The organism is Duganella zoogloeoides (assembly GCF_034479515.1).
In the GTDB taxonomy this organism is placed as follows: Bacteria; Pseudomonadota; Gammaproteobacteria; order Burkholderiales; family Burkholderiaceae_D; genus Rugamonas; species Rugamonas zoogloeoides.
The window spans coordinates 5,510,118-5,532,529 of record NZ_CP140152.1; the positions used below are offsets into that span (position 1 = coordinate 5,510,118).

At 58.8% G+C, this 22,412-nt stretch carries 34 protein-coding genes; 2 read left to right on the top strand and 32 right to left on the bottom strand.

Going from position 1 to position 22,412, the window contains the following annotated elements; genetic code table 11:
- The 3 genes from SR858_RS24190 to SR858_RS24200 form a co-directional block, all read right to left on the bottom strand.
- Positions 1–1,152 (bottom strand): efflux RND transporter periplasmic adaptor subunit, encoded by a 1,152-nt coding sequence (locus SR858_RS24190; RefSeq protein WP_019923466.1) that lies wholly within the window; start codon positions 1,150–1,152, stop codon positions 1–3.
- A 62-nt stretch (positions 1,153–1,214) separates the two neighbouring features.
- Positions 1,215–2,570 carry an ATP-binding protein gene (locus SR858_RS24195; protein ID WP_019923467.1) on the bottom strand — a complete coding sequence of 452 codons (1,356 nt, stop codon included), beginning with the start codon at positions 2,568–2,570 and terminating at the stop codon, positions 1,215–1,217.
- A complete protein-coding gene (locus SR858_RS24200) occupies positions 2,567–3,295 on the bottom strand; it encodes a response regulator (RefSeq protein WP_026637578.1) in 729 nt (242 codons plus the stop codon). Before SR858_RS24200 ends, SR858_RS24195 begins: the two co-directional genes overlap by 4 nt.
- A gap of 199 nt (positions 3,296–3,494) precedes the next feature.
- Between SR858_RS24200 and SR858_RS24205 the strand changes: the two genes are divergently transcribed.
- Entirely contained in the window at positions 3,495–4,007 is a 513-nt protein-coding gene (locus tag SR858_RS24205; protein ID WP_019923469.1) for a Spy/CpxP family protein refolding chaperone, read from the top strand.
- 46 nt (positions 4,008–4,053) lie between these two features.
- On the opposite strand, the gene dsbD is transcribed toward SR858_RS24205, so the two are convergent.
- Positions 4,054–5,979, bottom strand: a complete 1,926-nt coding sequence (dsbD, locus tag SR858_RS24210; protein WP_026637579.1) for a protein-disulfide reductase DsbD — start codon at positions 5,977–5,979, stop codon at positions 4,054–4,056.
- 145 nt (positions 5,980–6,124) lie between these two features.
- Here dsbD and SR858_RS24215 point away from each other — a divergent pair, with 145 nt between their 5' ends.
- Positions 6,125–7,807 (top strand): M28 family peptidase, encoded by a 1,683-nt coding sequence (locus tag SR858_RS24215; RefSeq protein WP_019923471.1) that lies wholly within the window; start codon positions 6,125–6,127, stop codon positions 7,805–7,807.
- A gap of 60 nt (positions 7,808–7,867) precedes the next feature.
- Here SR858_RS24215 and rplQ read toward each other — a convergent pair whose 3' ends face one another.
- From rplQ to rplC, 28 genes are all read right to left on the bottom strand, one after another.
- On the bottom strand, positions 7,868–8,266 hold the full coding sequence (gene rplQ / locus SR858_RS24220; protein WP_026637580.1) for a 50S ribosomal protein L17: 399 nt from the start codon (positions 8,264–8,266) through the stop codon (positions 7,868–7,870).
- A gap of 250 nt (positions 8,267–8,516) precedes the next feature.
- Positions 8,517–9,494: a DNA-directed RNA polymerase subunit alpha gene (locus tag SR858_RS24225; protein WP_026637581.1), complete on the bottom strand. Its 978-nt coding sequence runs from the start codon at positions 9,492–9,494 to the stop codon at positions 8,517–8,519.
- Positions 9,495–9,605: 111 nt separating this feature from the next.
- Positions 9,606–10,229 carry a 30S ribosomal protein S4 gene (rpsD, locus tag SR858_RS24230; protein WP_019923474.1) on the bottom strand — a complete coding sequence of 208 codons (624 nt, stop codon included), beginning with the start codon at positions 10,227–10,229 and terminating at the stop codon, positions 9,606–9,608.
- A 311-nt stretch (positions 10,230–10,540) separates the two neighbouring features.
- A complete protein-coding gene (rpsK, locus tag SR858_RS24235) occupies positions 10,541–10,945 on the bottom strand; it encodes a 30S ribosomal protein S11 (RefSeq protein WP_008444339.1) in 405 nt (134 codons plus the stop codon).
- 14 nt (positions 10,946–10,959) lie between these two features.
- Complete coding sequence (gene rpsM, locus SR858_RS24240) at positions 10,960–11,325, bottom strand: 30S ribosomal protein S13 (RefSeq protein WP_019923475.1); 366 nt, start codon at positions 11,323–11,325, stop codon at positions 10,960–10,962.
- Positions 11,326–11,352: 27 nt separating this feature from the next.
- Entirely contained in the window at positions 11,353–11,466 is a 114-nt protein-coding gene (gene rpmJ, locus SR858_RS24245; RefSeq protein WP_005663407.1) for a 50S ribosomal protein L36, read from the bottom strand.
- 32 nt (positions 11,467–11,498) lie between these two features.
- On the bottom strand, positions 11,499–11,717 hold the full coding sequence (gene infA / locus SR858_RS24250; protein ID WP_005663428.1) for a translation initiation factor IF-1: 219 nt from the start codon (positions 11,715–11,717) through the stop codon (positions 11,499–11,501).
- Between the two features lie 18 nt (positions 11,718–11,735).
- Positions 11,736–13,070, bottom strand: a complete 1,335-nt coding sequence (gene secY / locus SR858_RS24255) for a preprotein translocase subunit SecY (RefSeq protein WP_026637582.1) — start codon at positions 13,068–13,070, stop codon at positions 11,736–11,738.
- Positions 13,071–13,103: 33 nt separating this feature from the next.
- Entirely contained in the window at positions 13,104–13,535 is a 432-nt protein-coding gene (rplO, locus tag SR858_RS24260) for a 50S ribosomal protein L15 (RefSeq protein WP_008444334.1), read from the bottom strand.
- Between the two features lie 27 nt (positions 13,536–13,562).
- On the bottom strand, positions 13,563–13,745 hold the full coding sequence (gene rpmD / locus SR858_RS24265) for a 50S ribosomal protein L30 (RefSeq protein WP_019923477.1): 183 nt from the start codon (positions 13,743–13,745) through the stop codon (positions 13,563–13,565).
- A 10-nt stretch (positions 13,746–13,755) separates the two neighbouring features.
- Positions 13,756–14,274: a 30S ribosomal protein S5 gene (gene rpsE, locus SR858_RS24270; RefSeq protein ID WP_019923478.1), complete on the bottom strand. Its 519-nt coding sequence runs from the start codon at positions 14,272–14,274 to the stop codon at positions 13,756–13,758.
- Between the two features lie 9 nt (positions 14,275–14,283).
- Entirely contained in the window at positions 14,284–14,646 is a 363-nt protein-coding gene (gene rplR, locus SR858_RS24275; RefSeq protein ID WP_019923479.1) for a 50S ribosomal protein L18, read from the bottom strand.
- 13 nt (positions 14,647–14,659) lie between these two features.
- Entirely contained in the window at positions 14,660–15,193 is a 534-nt protein-coding gene (gene rplF, locus SR858_RS24280; RefSeq protein ID WP_026637583.1) for a 50S ribosomal protein L6, read from the bottom strand.
- Positions 15,194–15,203: 10 nt separating this feature from the next.
- Complete coding sequence (gene rpsH / locus SR858_RS24285; protein ID WP_019923481.1) at positions 15,204–15,599, bottom strand: 30S ribosomal protein S8; 396 nt, start codon at positions 15,597–15,599, stop codon at positions 15,204–15,206.
- 14 nt (positions 15,600–15,613) lie between these two features.
- Positions 15,614–15,919, bottom strand: a complete 306-nt coding sequence (gene rpsN / locus SR858_RS24290) for a 30S ribosomal protein S14 (RefSeq protein WP_019923482.1) — start codon at positions 15,917–15,919, stop codon at positions 15,614–15,616.
- Between the two features lie 6 nt (positions 15,920–15,925).
- Positions 15,926–16,465 carry a 50S ribosomal protein L5 gene (rplE, locus tag SR858_RS24295; protein WP_019923483.1) on the bottom strand — a complete coding sequence of 180 codons (540 nt, stop codon included), beginning with the start codon at positions 16,463–16,465 and terminating at the stop codon, positions 15,926–15,928.
- Between the two features lie 6 nt (positions 16,466–16,471).
- A complete protein-coding gene (rplX, locus tag SR858_RS24300) occupies positions 16,472–16,786 on the bottom strand; it encodes a 50S ribosomal protein L24 (RefSeq protein ID WP_019923484.1) in 315 nt (104 codons plus the stop codon).
- Positions 16,787–16,796: 10 nt separating this feature from the next.
- A complete protein-coding gene (gene rplN, locus SR858_RS24305; RefSeq protein ID WP_019923485.1) occupies positions 16,797–17,165 on the bottom strand; it encodes a 50S ribosomal protein L14 in 369 nt (122 codons plus the stop codon).
- Between the two features lie 265 nt (positions 17,166–17,430).
- Entirely contained in the window at positions 17,431–17,700 is a 270-nt protein-coding gene (gene rpsQ, locus SR858_RS24310) for a 30S ribosomal protein S17 (RefSeq protein ID WP_008444314.1), read from the bottom strand.
- Entirely contained in the window at positions 17,697–17,888 is a 192-nt protein-coding gene (gene rpmC / locus SR858_RS24315; RefSeq protein WP_019923486.1) for a 50S ribosomal protein L29, read from the bottom strand. The genes rpsQ and rpmC overlap by 4 nt, the downstream gene beginning before the upstream one ends.
- 12 nt (positions 17,889–17,900) lie before the next feature.
- Entirely contained in the window at positions 17,901–18,320 is a 420-nt protein-coding gene (gene rplP, locus SR858_RS24320; RefSeq protein WP_019923487.1) for a 50S ribosomal protein L16, read from the bottom strand.
- Positions 18,321–18,322: 2 nt separating this feature from the next.
- Positions 18,323–19,105, bottom strand: coding sequence for a 30S ribosomal protein S3 (gene rpsC / locus SR858_RS24325; RefSeq protein ID WP_019923488.1), 783 nt, complete (start codon positions 19,103–19,105; stop codon positions 18,323–18,325).
- A gap of 9 nt (positions 19,106–19,114) precedes the next feature.
- Positions 19,115–19,447 carry a 50S ribosomal protein L22 gene (gene rplV, locus SR858_RS24330; RefSeq protein WP_174864456.1) on the bottom strand — a complete coding sequence of 111 codons (333 nt, stop codon included), beginning with the start codon at positions 19,445–19,447 and terminating at the stop codon, positions 19,115–19,117.
- Positions 19,444–19,719 carry a 30S ribosomal protein S19 gene (gene rpsS, locus SR858_RS24335; protein ID WP_026133139.1) on the bottom strand — a complete coding sequence of 92 codons (276 nt, stop codon included), beginning with the start codon at positions 19,717–19,719 and terminating at the stop codon, positions 19,444–19,446. The genes rplV and rpsS overlap by 4 nt, the downstream gene beginning before the upstream one ends.
- Before the next feature lie 9 nt (positions 19,720–19,728).
- Positions 19,729–20,559, bottom strand: a complete 831-nt coding sequence (rplB, locus tag SR858_RS24340; protein ID WP_026637584.1) for a 50S ribosomal protein L2 — start codon at positions 20,557–20,559, stop codon at positions 19,729–19,731.
- Positions 20,559–20,873: a 50S ribosomal protein L23 gene (gene rplW, locus SR858_RS24345; RefSeq protein ID WP_019923491.1), complete on the bottom strand. Its 315-nt coding sequence runs from the start codon at positions 20,871–20,873 to the stop codon at positions 20,559–20,561. The genes rplB and rplW overlap by 1 nt, the downstream gene beginning before the upstream one ends.
- Positions 20,870–21,490 (bottom strand): 50S ribosomal protein L4, encoded by a 621-nt coding sequence (gene rplD, locus SR858_RS24350; RefSeq protein ID WP_019923492.1) that lies wholly within the window; start codon positions 21,488–21,490, stop codon positions 20,870–20,872. The genes rplW and rplD overlap by 4 nt, the downstream gene beginning before the upstream one ends.
- Positions 21,491–21,493: 3 nt before the next feature.
- Positions 21,494–22,150 carry a 50S ribosomal protein L3 gene (rplC, locus tag SR858_RS24355; RefSeq protein WP_019923493.1) on the bottom strand — a complete coding sequence of 219 codons (657 nt, stop codon included), beginning with the start codon at positions 22,148–22,150 and terminating at the stop codon, positions 21,494–21,496.
- Between the last annotated feature and the right edge of the window lie 262 nt (positions 22,151–22,412).

Below are 22,412 nucleotides of genomic sequence, written 5' to 3' on the forward strand. Positions count from 1 at the left end.
TCAGCCCTTGGTGACGGTGGCGTCAAGCGCCTTGTCGGCGGCAGCAATGCGCACCTTGCCGCCGGGCCGCAGGTTCTGCTTGCCGTCGACAATCACTTTTTCGTTGCCCTTGAGGCCGGAGACGGCAGCAAACTCACCGAATGCGTGCAGGCGCTTGATGTGCACCACCTGCGCCGACTGGTCGCCATCGACCGCATACACGAAGGTGCCCTGGGTATTGCTGATGATGGCGTTTTGCGGAATCACTGTGGCGCCCTGCAACACGTGCGACACCAGTTGCGCGTTGACGTACTGGCCCGGCCACAGGCTGGTGACCTTGTTGTCGAACTCGGCTTTTACACGGATCACGCCGGCCACCGGGTCCACCGTGCTGTCGATGAAGCTCAGGGCGCCGGTCAGTTCCTTGTCCGAGGTGGGTTGCGTGACGCGCACCGGCACCACGCCGCGCTGCTGGGCTTCGAGCAGGCCGCCCAGCGCCGATTCCGGCAGCGTGAAGGCGACGTTGATCGGGTCGAGCTGGGTGACGGTCGTCAGCGACGTGCTCATCTGCACCAGGCTGCCGGCATATACATTGATCGCGCCCACCCGGCCCGACATCGGCGCGCGGATGGTGTTGTAGCTGGCGTCCACGCCCACCGCGCTGGCGGCGGCCAGGTCGGCGGCCAGCACGGCGCGCGCCGCTTCGACCTGGCTTTTGAGGGTATCGACCGCGCCTTGCGCCACGTATTTTTGCGCCAGTAAATCTTCGGCGCGCTGGTACTGGCGTTCGACATCGGCCAGCGCAGCGCGGTCGCGCGCCACCTGGGCGGCTGCCTTTTCCACGTTGGCGCGGGCGCTGCGGTCGTCGAGCGAGAACATCAGATCACCGGCCTTGACGAACTGCCCTTCCTTGATATGCACGCGCACGATGGTGCTGGTGGTTTGCGGATGCAGGTCCACGGTGCTGATCGGGGTGACGGTGCCGTTGGCCTGCAACACCACCGGCACATCGCGCCGTTGCGGCGCCACCACGCTCACCGTGGTCGGGCCTTGCGGGCCGTTGGCCTGCTTGCCGGCAGGCGCGGCGTGGTGGCCGCCATTTTGCATATACCAGCCACTGAAGCCGAGGATGGCGGCGGTAGCCACCAGGGTAACAATCGTCGATTTTTTCATTATTGTGAACAGTCTTTGTGCTTTTTGGTATGGCTGTTGTGTCTCGTACTACGGTGTCCCCACTACAGGCGGCTGGCGTACGACTCCGGCAAGATCAGTGTGACTTCCAGCCCGCCGGCGGGGTGGTTGTTGAGCGCCACGGTGGCGCCGTGCTGCTCGGCGATATTGCGGGCGATGGTGAGCCCCAGGCCGGTGCCGCCCGACTCGCGCGAACGCGACGATTCGATCCGGTAAAACGGCTCGAAGACACGCGCCATCTGGTCCTTGGCAATGCCGGGGCCACCGTCGCGGATGACCACGCGCGCCGCGCCGGTCATGCGCTCGACGGTCACGTTGGCGTAGTGGCCGTATTTGACGGCGTTGTCGATCAGGTTGACCAGGCAGCGGCGCATGTCGAGCGGGCGGCCCATCAGCGCCATGTTGGCGCGCCCGCGCAGCTCCACCGGCTGGCCGCTGTCGGAGGCGTCGCTGCACACGCTGTCGAGCAGCGAATCGAGGTCGAGCGCCTGCATGGTTTCGGACGCGTCCATGCTGCGCGCCAGGTCCAGGCCCTCGCGCACCATTTGCTGCATGGCCGACAGGTCGTCGATCAGGCGCTGCTGCAACTCGTCGTCGCGCACTTTTTCCAGCCGCAGGCGCAGGCGCGTGAGCGGCGTTTGCAGGTCGTGGGTAATCGCAGCGAGCATCTGCGTGCGCTGCATGATGTGCTGGCGGATGCGCGCCTGCATGGCGTTGAAGGCCGCACTGGCCTGGCGGATCTCGGCGGCGCCGCTGAGCACCACCGGCGGGTGATTGATGTCATTGCCCAGGTCCTTGGCAGCCTTGGCCAGCCGCTTGAGCGGACGCACGGCCATGCGCGTGACCAGGTAGGCCAGCGCCGCCACCGACAGCAGGAATGGCAGCAACGCCACGTATTCGCTCAGCGCCGTCGCTGGCACCTCGGGCGGCGGCAGGATCGACAACTTGAGCCTGGCGCCGTCGCGCAGCGTCACGTACATCGCCTCGCAGGCGCCACCCCACTGGCTCGGTGCGAAGATGGAACGCTGGCGTGGCTGGGCGCACTCGGCCGGCTGGTCGGCCAGCGGCAGCAATTGCACTCCTTTAGCCAGGCGCTGCTGCAAGGTGCTGGAAAATGCGGTTGCGGGCCTGGTCGCCGCAGGCGCCTCGGCCATGCGTTCGAGCTTGATGGTGCCGCGCTCGGCCATGCGCAAATAGGTCGGACGCGATTCACTGGCCAGGGCATCGGCCGTGGTAATGAGTTGCTCGGCGCGCTCCATGGCGTGGAAGTCGCGGTACCGCTCGAAAGACCGGGTGCGTTCGCCCACCGACAGCCATTGCGTGAGCGCCGCCGAGGCTATCATGCCCAGCAACAGCACCAGGAAGACGCGGCCGGTCATCGAGCCGAAAAAATCTTTCACGCGTGCGGCTCCACCGTGACCTGGCCGGCCAGCACGTAGCCGCCATTGCGCACGGTCTTGATGATCTGCGGGACGCGGGCATCCTCGCCGAGCTTCTGGCGCAAGCGGCTGATCTGGATGTCGATCGACCGGTCGAACGGATCGGCGTCGCGCCCTTGCGTGAGGTTGAGCAGCTGGTCGCGGTTGAGCACGCGGTTCGGATGCTCGAGAAACACTTTTAGCAAGCGGAACTCGGCGCCCGACAACATGATCACCAGGCCGTCCGGGTTAAGCAGGTGGCGCGCGGTCAGGTCCAGGGTCCAGTTGGAAAAGCGCATTTGCTGCGCCTTCTCGGCGCCGCTGCCGCTGGGCATGGCGTTACTGCGGCGCAGGACGCTGCGGATGCGCGCCAGCAGCTCGCGCGGTTCGAACGGCTTGGGCAGGTAATCGTCGGCGCCCATTTCCAGGCCGAGGATGCGGTCGAGCGGCTCGGCGCGCGCGGTCAGCATGATCACCGGCAGCGTCGATTGCGCGCGCAGCTTGCGGCACAGGGTCAGGCCGTCGTCGCCGGGCAAATTCAGGTCGAGCACCACCAGGTCGGGCTTGGACTCGTCGAGCAGCTTCCACATGGCGGTACCGTCGGCAGCGCACAGCGCCCGGTAACTGTTCGACTCGAGGTAGTCGGCCAGCAGGGTGCGGATGTCGCGATCGTCGTCAACGATCAAAATAGTCGATGTAGGTTCCATGGTCGCCATTATCCCCAGTTCATGCGCGCGCTACCAATGACCAATTGTATCGGCTTGTATATGTGCTATGAAGAAATACGTCACATCTGGATACAAATGCGATGGCCAGAGAAACGTCATGGCAATCTTTGGGGGCGAAGATGGTCTCAAGCGCAGAAACAACGCTGCGCTACTCCCCACCAAGACGAAAGGAACGACCATGAACATCATTCGCAAAAGCATCCTCATCGGTTTTACGGTACTGGGCATGGCAGCCGCACAAGCACAGGACGTCGCGCCGCAGAACAAGCCCCAGCACAGCCAGAAAGCCACGCCGGAGCAGCGCCAGGCCAAGATGGAAGAGATGTACGCCAAGCGCCAGGCCCGCCTGCACGATCAGCTGAAACTGACGGCACAACAGGAGTCGGCCTGGGCCGCGTACCAGTCGGCGGTCAAGCCGGCGCCACGTACCGGCGAGCGTCCGCCGCGCGGCGAATTCGCCAAGCTGTCCTCGCCTGAACGTTTGAGCAAGATGATCGAAAAGACCAAGCTGCGTGAAGGCCGGATGCAGCAGCGGCTGACCGCGCTGACGGCGTTCTACAACCAGCTGACGCCGGAACAGAAAACCGCGTTCGACCAGCACAGCGTGCGCGGCAAGCATGGCGGCTGGGGCGGTCATCGCGGCCAGCGCGGTCACGGTGGCCAGCATGGCCCGGACATGAAGCGCGGCTAAGTATCGCCAGGCGTTGCTCGGGCTCCCCGCTGTGGCGGGGAGCCTGTTACTTCAACCGCTCCAGCGACTGCGAAAACTTCGCCGCGTTCTGGTAGCCGATCACGCGCGATCCGGCAATCTCGCGCCCCTGTGCATCGAACAGGATAATCCCCGGCGGCCCGAACAGGCCGAAGCGCTTGAGCATGGCCTTGTCGTCCGCATCGTTGGCCGTCACATCGACCTGCAGCAACAAGGTATTGGCCAGCCTGGCCTGCACCGCTGGATCGACAAAGGTCAGCTTTTCCATCTCCTTGCACGACACGCACCAGTCCGCATAAAAATCGAGCATCACGGTCTTGCCACCGGTCTGCGCCAGGATGGCGTCGAGCTGGGCCACGGTCTTGATGCGCTGGAAGGTCAAATGCCGATCCTGCGCGCCGGTCACGTGCGCCAGCGGCGCCAGCGGATCGCGCCCGCCGGTCACCATGCCGCCCAGTTGTACCAGGCCCAGCGCCACGGCCACCACGCCGAGCGCCTTGGCCGGCCACTTGCCGCTATTGAGAAGCAAGTACATGCCGTAGCCAACGAATAGCGCCGCCCAGCCCATCATCTGCACCACCGGCGGCAACACCGGCGACACCAGCCACAAGGCCATCGCCAGCATCAGCACGCCAAAGAAGCGCTTGACCGCGTCCATCCACTTGCCCGCCTTGGGCAGCAGCGCGCCGGCCGAGGCGCCGACCAGGATCAGCGGCACGCTCATGCCCACCGCCATCGCGAACAGCGCGCTGCCGCCGATGAAGACGTCGCGCGTCTGGCTGATGTACACCAGCGCGGCGGCCAGCGGCGCGGCCACGCACGGCCCGACGATCAGCGCCGAAATCGCGCCCATCACGAACACGCCGGCCAGCTTGCCCGACGACTGCTGGTTGGACACGGAACTGAGTTTCGATTGCAGCGCCGCCGGCACCTGCAACTCGTAGTAGCCGAACATCGACAGTGACAGCAGCACCATCAGCACACCGAAGCTGCCCAGCACCCACGGATTTTGCAGCGCGGCCGACAGGCCCTCGCCGGCCAGGCCCGCCGCCACGCCCAGCGCCGTGTAGACGATGGCCATGCCCAGCGCATACGTGACGGACAACAGCAGGCCGCGCTTGCGATTGCTGCGATCGCCCTCGCCCACGATGATTGACGACAGGATCGGTACCATCGGCAACACGCACGGCGTAAACGACAGGCCCAGGCCCAGCAGCGCGAACAGCGGCAGGATCACCAGCAGGCTGCCGGTCTTGAGCGCCGCTTCCAGGCGGCCGCTATCGCTCGCTGGCGCGACCGGTGCGGTGGCGGTCGCTGCGGCGGGCGCCGGTGGCGGCACGATGTCTTCCGCAGTCGGTGGCGCAATCGGATAAATGGTCACGCCCGGGCTGACGGCAGCTGGCTTGCCTTCTCCGATGACGGGTGCTTTGGCTGCTGCGGGCGATGCCGATGCCGATGCCAGGGTAGCGGCTGCGGCAACGGTTGCTGCAGGTGCGGCAGCCTTGCCGGCAGCGCCCGGCAGCGGTACCGAACCGCTGCCCGTCAATTGCGCGGTGTAGTCCTGCGGCGAATAGCACAACCCTTTTTCGGAGCAGCCCTGGCCGCTCACCTGCAAGGTGAACGGGCCGTTCACGTCCACCGGAATCGTGATGGTCACGCTCTTGCGGTAGGTTTCGACGTCTTTCTCGAACGTCGGGTCGTAATGCACCTTGCCGGCCGGGATGGCTGGCGTACCCAGCTTGGCGCCGATGGCGCTGAACTTGAACGGCTCGCGGTACATATAGTAGCCATCGGCGATCTGGAAACTGACCGCGACGGTATGGCCATCGACCATGCTGGCGGAAAACCGGAACGCCTTGGCCGGTTCGAGGAAATCCTGGGCGCGGACGGAACCGCAGAACAATAGCAACGCCAGCGGCAACAGCGCGGCAAAAAATCGGACGAGACGTGACATGAATACTTTCTCTGAAGACGGAAGTCAAAGCACAGGCATAGTACACCGAGCATGCAATGTCCGCCCGGGCCACGGCAGGCCAACACCGGGCACAGCGGTGGATTTTTATGCGACACTCGGATTTTACCTTCCGGGAGTTTGCACGATGTCATCACCACGTCCCCTGCTGTTTTCAGCTGCCGCCGTTACCCTGGCCATCGCCTCCGCGTCCGCGTCCGCCCAAGTGTCGGCCCAGGGCCAGGCGCCGATGGCGGCGTTGGCCACCATCTCGGCCGACGACCTGGTGCGCCACATCAAGATACTGGCTTCGGACGAATTCGAAGGCCGCGCGCCCGGCTCCAACGGCGAAACCAAGACCGTGGCCTACCTGACGCAGGAATTCAAAAAGCTCGGCCTCAAACCGGGCAATCCCGACGGGACCTGGGTGCAGGCGGTGCCATTGCGCGGCCAGATGCCGAAGCCGACGTTGACCTACACCATCGCCGGCAAAACCGTGGCGCTCGACTTCCCTGAGCAATTCGTCGCCCATTCCACCAGCGCGCCCGACCAGGTGACCGTGGACAACTCCGACCTGGTCTTCGTGGGCTACGGCGTGCAGGCGCCCGAGTTCGGCTGGGACGACTACAAGGGCATGGATGTCCGTGGCAAAACGCTGCTGATGCTGATTAACGACCCGGCCGTGCCCGATCCGAACAACCCGGCCGAGCTCGATCCAGCCATGTTCCGTGGCAAGGCCATGACCTATTACGGCCGCTGGACCTACAAGTACGAGATTGCCGCCAAGCTCGGCGCCAAGGCCGCCCTGATCATCCACGAAACCAGGCCGGCCGCCTACCCGTGGGACGTGGTGCGCAGCGGCGGCAACGGCGAGCAGTTCAGCCTGGTGCGTACCGGTGACGACCCGGATGCGCCGGCCGTCCCCGGCTGGATCCAGCTCGACCAGGCCAAGGCCATGCTGGCCGCCGCCGGTTACGACTTCGACACCCTCAAAAAGCAGGCAGTCACAAAAGACTTCCGCCCGGTCAGCCTGAAGGGCACGGCCAGCTTCAAGGTGGCCAACACCTCGCGCACCATCGCCTCGCAAAACGTGGTGGCGCTGATCGAAGGCAGCGATCCCAAGCTGAAGGATGAGCTGGTGGTGTACAGCGCCCACTGGGACCACCTGGGCATCGACGAGCGCCTGCCAGGCCCGCGCAGCAAGCAGATCTACCACGGCGCGCTCGACAATGCTTCCGGCACCGCTGCCCTGCTGTCACTGGCCAAGGCCTACCAGGCGCTGCCAACGCCGCCAAAGCGCTCGATCCTGTTCCTGGCCACCACGGCCGAGGAGCGCGGCCTGCTCGGCGCCAAGTACTACGCCAGCCACCCGCTATACCCGCTCAAGAAGACGGTCGCCAACATCAACATCGACGGCATCAACGCCTGGGGCAAGACCGCGCAGATCGAAAACGTCACGTCGGGACATTCGAGCATCGACGCGCTGCTGGTCAAACATGCGCAAGCCCAAGGCAGGAACATGGCCAACGACTCGCGCCCCGAACTGGGCAGCTTCTACCGCGCCGACCAGCTGGAATTCGCCCGCGTGGGCGTGCCGGTGCTCTACACGAAAGCGCGCAGCGGCTACCTGAACAAGCCGGACGGCTACGCTGCAAAAGTTGTCGATCACTATTTCGGCAAGGACTACCACCAGGTCACCGACGACGTGCGCACCGACTGGGACTTCAGCGGTGGCGTGCAGGACATCGGCCTGCTGTTCCAGGTCGGGCTCGACATCGCCCAGGGCGTTACCCCCACCTGGAACGCCGGGTCCGAATTCAAACCGAAATAACGGACAAAAAAAAGCCAGGCAGAGCCTGGCTTTTTCGTAACGCGGTACTAACCGGGAAGATTACTCTTCGGCGGTTGGTGCTGCATCGATGTCGGTCGCTTCTGGACGGTCCAGCAGCTCAACGTAAGCCATTGGAGCGTTGTCGCCAACGCGGAAACCCATTTTCAGGATGCGCAGGTAGCCGCCGTTGCGGTTGGCGTAACGTGGGCCCAGTTCCGAGAACAGTTTGCCAACGATTTCGCGGTCGCGCAGACGGGAGAATGCCAGACGCTTGTTGGCCAGGGTGTCTACCTTGCCCAGGGTCAGGATAGGCTCGACAACGCGGCGCAGTTCCTTCGCTTTTGGCAGGGTGGTTTTGATGGCTTCATGACGCAGCAGGGAAACGGTCATGTTGCGCAGCATTGCCAGACGGTGGGACGAGGTACGATTGAGCTTACGGAGGCCGTGACGGTGACGCATGGTACTTCCTTTCAGGTGTTTAAATCCGAGTTCTTCGATCGCTCAACATGAGCGCGGACCGGTTCAAGTGATTGACGCCGCGAACAACGCGTTCGCGGCGGGTACTACAACTACAAAACTGCTTAACTGCTGATCAGTTGGCAACAGAGCAGAACATCGCTATGCGATGTCCAGTCCTGTCCCCCATTCTAGTCAGTTGGCAACAGAGCAGAACATTGCTACGCAATGTCCAGCACTGTCGCCCAATTTGTTATTTTTCCAGCCCTGCAGGCGGCCAGTTTTCCAGCTTCATGCCCAGGGTCAGGCCGCGCGAGGCAAGAACTTCCTTGATCTCGTTGAGCGACTTGCGGCCCAGGTTTGGCGTCTTCAGCAGCTCGTTTTCCGAACGCTGGATCAGGTCGCCAATGTAGTAGATGTTTTCTGCTTTCAGGCAGTTGGCCGAACGCACGGTCAGTTCCAGATCGTCCACTGGACGCAGCAGGATCGGATCGACCAGCGGTGCGCGCGATGGCGCTTCGGCAGCAGCTTCGGTGCCTTCCAGGGCAGCGAACACGTTCAGTTGATCGACCAGCACGCGGGCCGATTGACGGATCGCTTCTTCCGGCGAGATGACGCCGTTGGTTTCGATGTTGATGATCAGCTTGTCCAGGTCGGTACGCTGTTCGACGCGAGCGGACTCGACGAAGTACGATACGCGACGCACTGGCGAGAACGATGCATCGAGAATGATGCGACCGATGGTCTTGTTGGTGTCTTCCGACAGGCGACGGACGTTACCTGGAACATAGCCACGGCCTTTTTCGACCTTGATCTGCATGTCCAGCTTGCCGCCGGCGGTCAGGTGGGCAATCACGTGGTCCGGGTTGATCAGTTCCACATCGTGTGGCAGATCGATATCGGAAGCCAGGACGGCGCCTTCGCCTTCTTTTTTCAGGGTCAGGGTAACGGAGTCACGGTTGTGCACCTTGAAGACAACACCCTTCAGGTTCAGCAACAGGTCTACGACGTCTTCCTGTACGCCGTCGAGCGACGAGTATTCGTGCACGACGCCGGCGATCGTCACTTCGGTCGGCGCGTAGCCCACCATCGACGAGAGCAGTACGCGACGCAGCGCATTACCCAACGTATGGCCATAGCCGCGTTCGAACGGCTCCATCACGACTTTCGCGTGGCCGGCGCCGAGCGCCTCTACATCGATAATACGTGGCTTCAACAAACTGTTTTGCATGTACATGTCCTTTTCAATACCCTCGGCGCGTTAGGCCGATAAGGCTGATGGCATTAGTAAAAACGCCCGCTGGTATCAGCGGGCGGGTTTTGGTGCTACTTAGGCTACAGATTAACGCGAGTACAGTTCGACGATCAGCGATTCGTTGACGTCGTTGGCGATTTCGTTACGCTCTGGCAGGGACTTGAAGGTGCCTTCCATTTTTTTCGAGTCAACCGAAACCCAGGCTGGCATGCCGACTTGTTCAGCCAGCGACAGCGCTTCAACGATACGCACTTGCTTTTTCGATTTTTCACGAACAGCAATGACGTCGCCAACTTTCACAGCGTACGAAGCGATGTTGACCACTTGGCCGTTCACGGTGAACGCTTTGTGCGATACCAGCTGACGCGCTTCAGCGCGGGTCGAGCCGAAGCCCATGCGGTATGCAACGTTGTCCAGGCGGGTTTCCAGCAGCTTCAGCAGGGTTTCGCCGGTGTTGCCTTTACGGCGGTCGGCTTCTGCGAAGTAGCGACGGAACTGGCGTTCCAGAACGCCGTACATACGCTTAACTTTTTGCTTTTCGCGCAGTTGGTTGCCGTAGTCCGAGGTGCGGGCACCCGACTTGACACCGTGCTGGCCTGGCTTGACGTCCAGTTTGCACTTGCTGTCCAGCGAGCGACGTGCGCTCTTCAGGAACAGGTCAGTACCTTCACGGCGGGAGAGTTTTGCTTTTGGTCCGATATAACGTGCCACGATGCTTCCTTTGTTTTAAATAATGACGCCCCAGCCACGCAACGGAGGTTGCCTGGTTAGGCGCTAGTCTGTGCCGCGAGGGGCCAGACGTGGCTAAAGTCTGCCAGCCTTGCGACATGACAGACGACAATAGCCGGGCAGTATAACCGTTTCCGGTCATCTGCTCCAGCGATTTTTGACAGCTAACTGCCAGGAACTCGCAAAACCGTAGCGAGCGGTTCGCTATCGTCTCGAGTAGCGGAAGCGTACAGAGGTACGCTAAGCAACGGAGAGGCGATAGCGGATCGCGCAGTAGGTTTTCCGAGATTTCCTTAGATACGACGACGCTTAGGTGGACGGCAGCCGTTGTGTGGCACTGGGGTAACGTCCTGGATTTCGGTGATCTTGATGCCCAGGTTGTTCAGTGCGCGCACTGCGGACTCGCGACCAGGACCTGGGCCCTTGATACGCACTTCCAGGTTCTTCACGCCGCATTCCACTGCCACTTTACCAGCTGCTTCAGCCGCAACCTGCGCTGCGAACGGAGTCGATTTACGCGAACCCTTGAAGCCAGCGCCACCGGAGGTAGCCCACGACAGAGCATTGCCCTGACGGTCGGTAATGGTGATGATGGTGTTGTTGAAGGAAGCGTGAACGTGTGCGATACCTTCTGCAACGTTCTTCTTGACCTTCTTGCGCACGCGGGCTGCTGCTGCGCTGCTTTGTTGCTTAGCCATGTGATTTCCCTAGATTATTTCTTGAGCGATTGAGCGGCTTTGCGCGGGCCCTTGCGGGTACGTGCATTGGTGCGGGTACGCTGACCGCGGACCGGCAGGCCCTTACGGTGACGCATACCGCGGTAGCAACCCAGATCCATCAAACGCTTGATGTTCATGGACAGTTCGCGACGCAGATCGCCTTCGACGATGAATTTTGCTACTTCATCGCGCAGCTTTTCCAGTTCGCTGTCGTCCAGGTCTTTGACCTTTTTGTCGGTCGCAATACCCGTCGCGGCGCAGATGAACTTTGCGCGCGGGCGGCCAACACCGTAGATGGCCGTCAGGCCGATAACGGTGTGCTGATGATTTGGGATATTAACCCCTGCAATACGTGCCATTCGTTATTCCTCGATAAATAACGGTTATTAACCTTGACGCTGCTTGTGACGTGGTTCGACGCAGATTACGCGAACAACGCCCTTGCGCTTGATGATCTTGCAGTTGCGGCAGATCCGCTTAACTGAGGCGTTAACTTTCATTATGAACTCTCTTCTAAAAGGTTCGATTAAATTTACTTGGTCCGGAACACGATGCGGGCACGGGACAGGTCGTAAGGTGTCAGCTCTACCGTCACCTTGTCGCCAGGGAGGATGCGGATATAGTTCATCCGCATTTTACCCGAAATATGTCCGAGCACCACGTGTCCGTTTTCCAGTTTCACTCGAAATGTTGCATTCGGGAGATTCTCAAGAATCTCGCCTTGCATCTGTATGACGTCGTCTTTTGCCATTCGGTATGTTTACCGCGCTTATCGCGTCGGAATTCCGCCCTTGAAGTTTGCTTTGCGCAGCAGCGATTCATATTGCTGCGACATCACGTAGTTTTGTACTTGCGCCATGAAATCCATGGTAACAACCACAATAATCAACAGAGAAGTACCGCCAAAATAGAAAGGTACTTTCCACTCAGCGACCATGAATTCCGGCAGCAAGCACACCAAAGTGATGTAAATGGCGCCAGCCAGTGTCAGTCGTGTCAGGATCTTGTCGATGTAACGGGCAGTCTGCTCACCGGGACGAATCCCTGGCACAAAGGCCCCGCTCTTCTTCAAGTTATCTGCTGTTTCCTTGCTGTTGAAAACCAGCGCGGTGTAAAAGAAGCAGAAGAACACGATGGCCACCGCGTACAACAGTGCGTGGATGGGCTCGCCTGGCCCCATCGATGCAGCCAAATCTTTCAGGAACCGGACCACCGGGTTGGTGGTGTCAGCGCCTGTCGTGAACCAGCCCACGATCGTTGCCGGGAACAAGATAATCGACGAAGCGAAGATCGGTGGGATCACGCCAGCCATGTTCAACTTCAATGGCAGGTGCGACGTTTGTCCACCGTAAATCTTGTTACCCACCTGGCGTTTCGCATAGTTCACCAGAATCTTGCGTTGGCCACGTTCCACAAATACCACGAAGAACGTTACCGCCACTACCAGGATCATGATGATGATCGCCGAGAAAGCACCAATCGATCCGTTCGACACCGAGGAGCCCAAGCCACCCAGCGCGCCCGGCAAACCGGCTGCGATACCTGCGAAAATGATGATCGAGATGCCATTACCTAAGCCACGCTCGGTAATTTGCTCGCCCAACCACATCACGAACATGGTTCCGGTCAACAGCGTTACGACCGTTACGAAACGGAATGCGTAACCAGGATCGAGCACCAGACCTTGTTGCGACTCCAGAGCGACGGCAATGCCGAGGGCCTGGAACGTAGCCAGAACAACCGTGAAATAACGGGTGTATTGGGTGATCTTGCGACGGCCTGCTTCGCCTTCCTTCTTGAGCGCTTCCATCTGCGGCGAGACGATCGACACCAACTGCATGATGATCGAGGCCGAGATGTACGGCGTGATACCCAGCGCAAACACCGTAAAGCGCGCGAGAGCGCCACCACTGAACATGTTCAACATGCCCAGGATGCCGCCCTCTTGCGACTTGAACAGCGCGGCCAGCTGTACCGGATCAATCCCGGGGACCGGGATGTGAGCACCGATACGATATACCACCAATGCGCCAAGCAAGAACCAGAGCCGGCCCCAAGGGAACCCGGCTGCAGCGCTTTTTGCAAGTTGTGGATTAGTCGCCAATTTTCGCTCCGATCAAGCTGTTTAGCGGCAAGCTCAGGCTACCGAGCCGCCAGCTGCTTCGATGGCTGCTTTCGCGCCAGCGGTCACTTTCAGGCCCTTGAGGTTCACCGCTTTGGTGATCTCGCCGGACAGGATGACGCGCACGTCGCGTGCCAGCACGCTCAGAACGCCAGCTTGCTTCAGCACCAGGATGTCGACATCGCCAACAGCCAGGTTGTTCAGGTCGGACAGACGCACTTCAGCTTTGAAGGTGGCGTTGAGCGACTTGAAACCGCGCTTAGGCAGACGGCGTTGCAGAGGCATCTGACCGCCTTCGAAGCCGACTTTGTGGAAGCCGCCCGAACGCGATTTTTGACCCTTGTGACCACGGCCCGAGGTTTTGCCCAGACCGGAGCCGATACCGCGGCCGACGCGACGCTTGTAGTGCTTGGCGCCGTCGGCTGGTTGAATGGTATTCAGTTCCATGATTTCTCCGTGTGTAAGCCTTGCGGCTTACCCAACTACTTTAACGAGGTACGAGACTTTGTTGATCATGCCGCGCACGGATGGGGTGTCCTGCAACTCGGAAACCGAGTTAACACGACGCAGGCCCAGGCCGCGTACGGTGGCACGGTGATCTTCACGCGTACCGATCAAGCCCTTGACCAGTTGTACTTTGACAGTTTTGTTAGTCATATCGTTCACCTTAGCCCAGGATCTCTTCAACCGACTTGCCGCGCTTGGCAGCGATATCGGAAGCAGTCGTCATTTTTGCCAGACCGTCGAGGGTCGCACGCACCAGATTGTAAGGGTTGCTCGAGCCGGTGGATTTCGCCACGACGTCGGTCACGCCCATTACTTCGAAGATAGCGCGCATGGCGCCACCAGCGATCACGCCGGTACCTGGTTTCGCAGGGATCATCATTACTTTCGATGCGCCATGACGACCGTGTACGGTGTGATGCAGGGTGCCGTTTTTCAACGGTACTTTGATCAGGTTGCGACGGGCTTCTTCCATTGCCTTCTGCACACCCACTGGTACTTCTTTCGACTTGCCCTTGCCCATGCCGATGCGGCCATCGCCGTCACCAACCACGGTCAGCGCGGCGAAACCCATGATACGACCACCCTTGACCACTTTGGTCACGCGGTTGATCGCGATCATTTTTTCGCGCATGCCATCATCCGGCTTGTCGCTTGCCATTTTTGCTTGCATTTTTGCCATGATCGCTCCTTAGAACTTCAGACCGGCTTCACGCGCGGCTTCAGCCAGCGCCTTCACACGGCCATGGAAACGGAAACCGGAACGGTCGAAGGCGACTTCGGTGATTCCTGCTTTCAGTGCTTTCTCTGCGACACGCTTGCCCACCAGTGCGGCAGCAGCGGCGTTACCGCCCTTGCCCGATTGGCCAGCCAGTTCAGCGCGTACTTCCGCTTCCAGGGTCGAGGCCGAAACCAATACTTTGGCTTCCGGGCTGATCAGGCTTGCGTAGATATGCAGGTTGGTGCGGTGAACCGACAGGCGGTTGACCTTCTGCTGCGCAATCTTGATCCGGGTTTGACGTCCGCGACGCAGACGAGATTCTTTTTTATCCATCGTCAGCCCCTAATTACTTCTTCTTGGTTTCTTTAAGCTTAACCACTTCGTCCGAATAACGGACGCCCTTGCCCTTGTAAGGCTCAGGAGCGCGGTAAGCGCGAACTTCGGCAGCCACTTGGCCCACTTTTTGACGGTCGATGCCTTTGATGACGATCTCGGTCGGAGTGGCGGTAACAACCGTTACGCCTTCTGGCATGGCATGCACGACAGGGTGCGAGAAACCCAGCGACAGGTTCAGCTTGTCGCCCTGGGCTTGGGCTTTGTAGCCCACGCCGATCAGGTTCAGTTTTTTCTCGAAGCCCTTGGTGACGCCGTTGACCATGTTGTTGACCAGTGCGCGCAGCGTACCGGACATGGCGTTGGCTTCACGGCTGTCGTTCGCTGGCTCAAAGCTCAGCGTGCCGTCGTTGTTTTGTACTTTTACCAGGCCGTTCAGGTTCTGGGTCAGGACGCCCAGGGGGCCCTTGACGGTGATCGCTTGTGCGGAGATGGCGACATCAGCGCCAGCTGGCACAGCGATTGGCATTTTAGCTACACGGGACATGTGTTACTCCTTAAGCGACGTAGCAAATAACTTCGCCGCCGACACCGGTAGCGCGTGCTTTGCGATCGGTCATGACGCCTTGCGGAGTCGACACGATGGCCACACCCAGACCGTTCATCACCGTTGGGATCTCGTCCTTGCCTTTGTAGACGCGCAGGCCCGGACGGGATACGCGCTCCAGGCGCTCGATGACGGGACGACCGACATAATATTTCAAACCGATTTTCAGTTCCGCTTTGCCACCATCTTCGGCAACTGCGAAATCTTCAATGTAACCCTCGTCCTTGAGGACGTTGGCAATCGCTACTTTGACTTTCGACGATGGCATGGCCACGGTCGTTTTTTGAACGCCTTGGGCGTTGCGAATGCGGGTCAGCATATCGGCGATAGGATCGCTCATACTCATTGCATATTCTCCTATTACCAGCTAGCTTTAGTCATACCCGGAATTTCACCACGCATGGCGAATTCACGGAGCTTGATACGGCCCAGACCGAATTTACGGAAGGTGCCGCGTGGACGACCGGTGACGGCGCAGCGGTTACGCTGGCGGGTCGGAGCCGAGTTACGTGGCAGGGTCTGCAGTTTCAGACGCGCTTCGTAACGTTCTTCTTCCGATTTCGACTGGTCATCGATGATGGCCTTGAGCGAGGCGCGCTTGGCGGCGAATTTGTTCGCCAGTGCCACGCGTTTCGCTTCACGGTTAATCAGTGCGAGTTTTGCCATGATCTCTTAGTTCCTGAACGGGAATTTGAAGGCGGCGAGCAGAGCTTTCGCTTCGTCGTCGGTCTTAGCGGTGGTGGTGATCGAAATGTTCATACCACGCAGCGCATCGATCTTGTCGTACTCGATTTCCGGGAAGATGATCTGCTCTTTCACGCCGATGTTGTAGTTACCACGACCATCGAACGAACGGCCATTCACACCGCGGAAGTCACGCACGCGTGGCAGGGCCACGGTGATGAAACGATCCAGGAACTCGTACATGCGAGCGCCGCGCAGGGTAACCATGGTACCGATCGGATAGCCTTCACGGATTTTGAAGCCCGCGATTGCTTTGCGCGACTTGGTGGTCACTGGCTTCTGGCCAGCGATCTTGGTCAGATCGCCAACAGCGTGCTCAAGGACTTTCTTGTCCGCGATTGCCTCACCAACACCCATGTTCAGGGTGATCTTGGTCAGACGGGGAACTTCCATCACCGACTTGTAACCGAATTTTTCGGTCAGGTCAGCGACGACTTTTTCTTTATAGAACTCTTGGAGACGTGCCATGATTTCTTAAGCCTTCACTACTTCGCCGGTCGATTTGAAGACGCGGACTTTTTTGCCGTCGACATCTTTGAAACCTACGCGGTCTGCCTTGCCACTAGCTGCATTGAACAATGCAACGTTGGACACGTGAATCGGCATAGTCTTGTCGACGATACCACCTTGTACGCCAGTCATCGGGTTCGGCTTGGTCGCTTTTTTAGCAACGTTGACGCCTTCAACCACTACGTGTTCTGCGTCTACGCGACGCGAAACGACACCGCGTTTGCCCTTGTCTTTACCGGCCAGAACGATGACTTCGTCGTTTTTACGAATCTTATCCATTGCTGACTCCTTACAGTACTTCAGGTGCCAGGGACACGATCTTCATGAACTTTTCAGTGCGCAGCTCGCGCGTCACTGGTCCGAAGATACGGGTACCGATCGGTTCCAGCTTGGCGTTCAACAGAACGGCGGCATTGCCGTCGAACTTCACCAGGGAACCGTCTTGGCGGCGAACACCTTTAGCGGTGCGCACAACCACGGCGTTATAAATTTCACCTTTTTTGACACGACCACGTGGCGCAGCAACCTTAACGGTTACTTTGATCACGTCGCCAATGCCAGCATAACGGCGCTTGGAGCCACCCAATACCTTGATGCACAAAACTTCTTTTGCACCGGTATTGTCGGCAACTTCGAGCCGGCTTTCAGTTTGAATCATAGTATTCTCTTTCCCAACTTAAGCCGAAGAATCCACACAATGCGGACCTGCGGTCAGTCTTGGTCCCGCCAATGCGCTCAAGCAGAGCTCATTGTTTGGGTGCTTGACCTTCGTACTGCTACTGACCGCACGGTTCAGCGTCTGTGGCCAGACACTTTGCGGCGTTACATGAACGAAGCCCGCAAGTATTACATACCTTTTGCGGGCTTGCAAGAACTAATTGAAAAGCGCCGCCGAAACCACAGTTCCGGCGGCGATGTCTCAATTAAACGATTTGCGCGGCTTGCACCACGCGAGTCACGGTCCATGCCTTCGTTTTGGAGATCGGACGACCTTCCACGATTTCCACCGTGTCACCGGCTTTCACCTGGTTGGTCTCGTCGTGCGCGTGATACTTGTTCGAGCGCACGATGATCTTGCCGTACAAAGGATGTTTCACGTGACGTTCGATCAGAACGGTAACGGTTTTGTCCATTTTGTCGGACACCACTTTACCGATCAGGGTGCGCTTGAGCGACTTTACTGGTTCGGTCATTTGGCTTCCTTGGTGTTCATTACCGTTTTTACGCGTGCGATATCGCGACGTACCTTCTTGAGCTGCGAAGTGTTGCTCAGCTGCTGCGTAGCGATTTGCATACGCAGGCCGAACTGGGCCTTCAGCAGGTCATTCAGCTCTTTTTGCAGAGCTACCTGGTCTTTGCCGCGGAGTTCAGATGCTTTCATATTTCACTCCTGTTATTGGCCAACTTGACGAACCACGAACGTGGTCGCCAGTGGCAGTTTGGCAGCGGCCAGGCGGAATGCTTCGCGCGCCAGTTCTTCTGCGACGCCATCCATTTCGTACAGGACTTTGCCTGGACGGATTTCAGCGACGTAGTACTCTGGATTACCTTTACCGTTACCCATACGAACTTCAGCTGGCTTGTTCGAAATCGGCTTGTCCGGGAAAACGCGGATCCAGATACGACCGCCACGTTTGATGTGGCGGGTCATGGCGCGACGAGCGGCTTCGATCTGGCGTGCCGTGATACGACCACGGGCAACTGCTTTCAGACCGAACTCACCGAACGACACCGAAGTGCCGGTGCCATGCGAAATGCCGGTGTTACGGCCTTTCTGCTCTTTACGATACTTTCTGCGTGCTGGTTGCAGCATGATTATTCTCCTGCTTTCTCAGCCGGCTTGGCAGCAGCACGACGGGCGCCTGCAGGACCAGCTGGACGTGGACGGCCCGATGGCTTGCCGTCGTCACGACGTGGGCCACGTGGCTTTTTCTCGTCAGGTGGGGTATCGATGACTGGTGCATCGCCGTTCGGCGCGCGGTCACCCTTGTATACCCAAACCTTGACACCGATGATGCCGTAGGTGGTCGAAGCTTCGCTGGTGCCGTAGTCGATGTCAGCGCGCAGGGTGTGCAGTGGCACACGGCCTTCGCGATACCATTCGGTACGGGCGATTTCGATGCCGTTCAGACGACCCGACGACATGATCTTGATGCCCAGGGCACCCAGACGCATGGCGTTTTGCATCGCGCGTTTCATGGCGCGACGGAACATGATGCGTTTTTCGAGCTGTTGCGAGATCGAATCGGCGATCAGTTGCGAATCGATTTCCGGCTTGCGGATTTCCTCGATATTGACGTGCACTGGCACGCCCATGATCTTGGTCAGCGCCGACTTCAGCACTTCGATGTCTTCGCCTTTTTTACCGATGACCACGCCTGGACGCGAGCTGTAGATCGTGAAGCGCGCGTTCTTGGCTGGACGCTCGATAACGATGCGACCGACCGAAGCGTTCTTCAGTTTGGTTTTCAGGTAAGCGCGTGCTTTCAAGTCTTCGTTCAGCATGGCAGCGAAATTGCCGTTGCCTGCATACCAGCGCGAAGCCCAGTTACGGGTGACCGCCAGGCGGAAACCGGTTGGATGAATTTTCTGACCCATCGTAGCTCCTTAGTTACCGACGGTCACATAAATGTGACACGATTGTTTCGAGATACGATCGCCACGACCTTTAGCGCGTGCAGTGAAGCGCTTGAGGATCGGGCCCTTTTCAACGTAGATCGTTTTCACGAACAACTCGTCGATATCGGCACCATCGTTGTGCTCGGCGTTGGCGATTGCCGACTCGAGTACTTTCTTGATGATGGTGGCGCCTTTTTTCGGGCTGAATTGCAGAATGTTGAGTGCTGCGTCAACTTTCTTGCCACGAATCAGGTCAGCAACCAGACGGCCCTTTTGGTCCGACAGGCGCACGCCTTTGAGGATAGCTTTGGTTTCCATTATTTCTTCGCCTTCTTGTCAGCGGCATGGCCCTTGAACGTGCGGGTCAGTGCGAATTCACCGAGCTTGTGACCTACCATGTTCTCGGAAACGTACACAGGCACGTGCAGCTTGCCGTTGTGAACAGCGATCGTCAGGCCGATGAAGTCAGGCATGATGGTCGAACGACGGGACCAGGTTTTGATTGGCTTTTTGTCTTTGATCGCTTGCGCGGCTTCGACTTTTTTCACCAGGTGGGCGTCACAGAACGGCCCTTTTTTCAATGAACGAGTCATGATTTATCCTTATTTCTTGCCGCGGCGCGAGACGATCATGGAAGACGTGCGCTTGTTGCTGCGAGTCTTCTTACCCTTGGTCTGCTGGCCCCATGGCGACACTGGGTGACGACCGGCTGCAGTTTTACCTTCACCACCACCGTGCGGGTGATCGACCGGGTTCATGACCACACCGCGAACGGTAGGACGAATACCGCGCCAACGCATGGCACCGGCTTTACCGATCTTGCGCAGGCTGTGTTCGGCATTGCCGACTTCGCCTACGGTCGCGCGGCACTCGATGTGCACGCGGCGCACTTCACCCGAACGCAGGCGAACCTGGGCGTAGGTGCCGTCACGGGCCATCAGAACAACGCCGGCGCCGGCGGTACGGGCCATTTGGGCACCCTTACCTGGCAGCATTTCGACGCAGTTCATCACGGTACCGACCGGGATGTTGCGGATTGGCAGGCAGTTACCGGCCTTGATCGGGGCTTCCGAACCGCTCATCACGGTATCGCCTACGGACATGCCTTTGGTGGCGATGATGTAAGCACGGGCGCCGTCGGCGTAGCACAGCAGTGCGATGTGCGCGGTACGGTTTGGATCGTATTCGATACGTTCCACTTTCGCCGGGATGCCATCTTTGCTGTTACGCTTGAAGTCGATCAGACGGTAGTGCTGCTTGTGACCACCACCGATATGACGGGTGGTGATGTGGCCGTTGTTGTTACGGCCAGCAGTTTTCGATTTTTTCTCAACCAGGGCTGCCAGCGGACGACCTTTGAACAGGTCGCTGTTGACAACTTTCACCATGCCGCGACGGCCTGGGGAGGTTGGCTTCATCTTAACGAGTGCCATTATTTAGCCTCCTCGGTGAAATTGATTTCCTGGCCAGGCTTCAGGCACACGAAAGCACGCTTGGTGTGGTTGCGACGGCCAGTGTGGGCGCCCGAGCGCTTCTGCTTACCTTCGCGGTTCACGGTCTGCACCGATTCCACTTGCACTTTGAACAGCAGTTCAACGGCAGCCTTGATTTCTGGCTTGGTTGCGTCGGTGGTGACGCGGAACACGATCTGCTCGTTCTTTTCCGCGACCATGGTGGCCTTCTCGGAAATCACTGGAGCAACCAGCACCTTCATCAGGCGCTCTTCGCTAAATTTCAATGCGCTCATGCCAGCATCTCCTCAATCTTGGCCAATGCAGCTTTGGTGACCACGATCTTCTTGTAGAACACCAGGGACATCGGATCTGCGTGACGTGGTTCAACAACCAGTACGTTAGGCAGGTTACGCGATGCCAGTTCCAGGTTTTCGTTGGCGACGTCGGTGATGATCAGCACGGACTCCAGGCCCATACCGTTCAGCTTTTGCGACAGCAGCTTGGTTTTTGGAGCTTCGATAGCGAAGTCTTCAACAACAACCAGGCGCTCTTCACGAGCCAGCTGGGACAGGATCGAGCAGATACCTGCGCGATACATCTTCTTGTTCACTTTGTGGGTGAAGTTCTCGTCAGGCGAGTTCGGGAAGATGCGACCACCGCCGCGCCACAGTGGCGACGACGACATACCAGCACGAGCACGGCCGGTACCTTTTTGGCGCCATGGCTTCTTGGTCGTGTGGTGGACTTCTTCACGGTCTTTTTGTTTACGGTTGCCGCTGCGAGCATTGGCTTGGTAAGCAACGACGATCTGGTGGATCAGGGCTTCGTTGTAGTCGCGACCGAATACGGAGTCGGCGGCAGCAACATTAGAGGCGGCTTGACCTTGAGCATTCAAGAGCTTGAGTTCCATCGTTTAAGCTCCCTTCTTTGCTTTAACTTTGACAGCAGGCGATACCACGACCTGGCCGTTTTTGGCGCCAGGAATCGCACCTTTGACCAGCAGCAGCTGACGGTCGGCGTCGATACGAGCGATTTCGAGGTTCTGCACGGTGCAGGTAACGTCACCCATGTGACCGGTCATGCGCTTACCAGGGAATACACGACCTGGATCCTGCGCCATACCGATCGAGCCTGGTACGTTGTGCGAACGCGAGTTACCGTGGGTAGCGCGGCCCGAAGCGAAGTTGTGACGCTTGATGGTACCGGCGTAGCCTTTACCAATCGAAACACCTTGAACGTCGATTTTTTGACCGACTTCGAACAGGGAAGCAGCGATCACTTCGCCAGCTTTCAGTTCTGCAGCTTTGGCTGCGTCGATGCGGAACTCTTTCAGCAGAGTACCAGCTTCAACACCGGCTTTAGCGTGGTGACCAGCAACAGCTTTCGTTACGCGGGAAGCGCGACGTTGACCGAATGCGACCTGAACTGCGGTGTAACCATCAGTTTCAGGAGTTTTGATTTGTGCAACACGGTTGTTCGATACGTCGACAACGGTGACTGGGATCGAATCCCCGTCATCGGTGAAGATGCGCATCATACCAACCTTGCGACCGAGGAGGCCAAGGCTCATTTTTTCTCCAATTCCCACCTACGATTGGGCGGGGATATGTTGAACTACAAAATAAGTACGGATCAATAAAAAGATGAATCCATACCGAAGCCGGCTAGTGTAGCGTGAAAAGACCCTTGACGCAACAACTTAGTACGAGGTATGTCAGGTTTTTGCGGCGTTGTTGTTAAGGGTTCGTTGCATGTTGGAAAAGCTGTGGCGCGGATGCGCTTTTTTGGCCGTAAAGCGTGGCGCCATGCGGGTTTGGCGGCGGTCCCTGCGT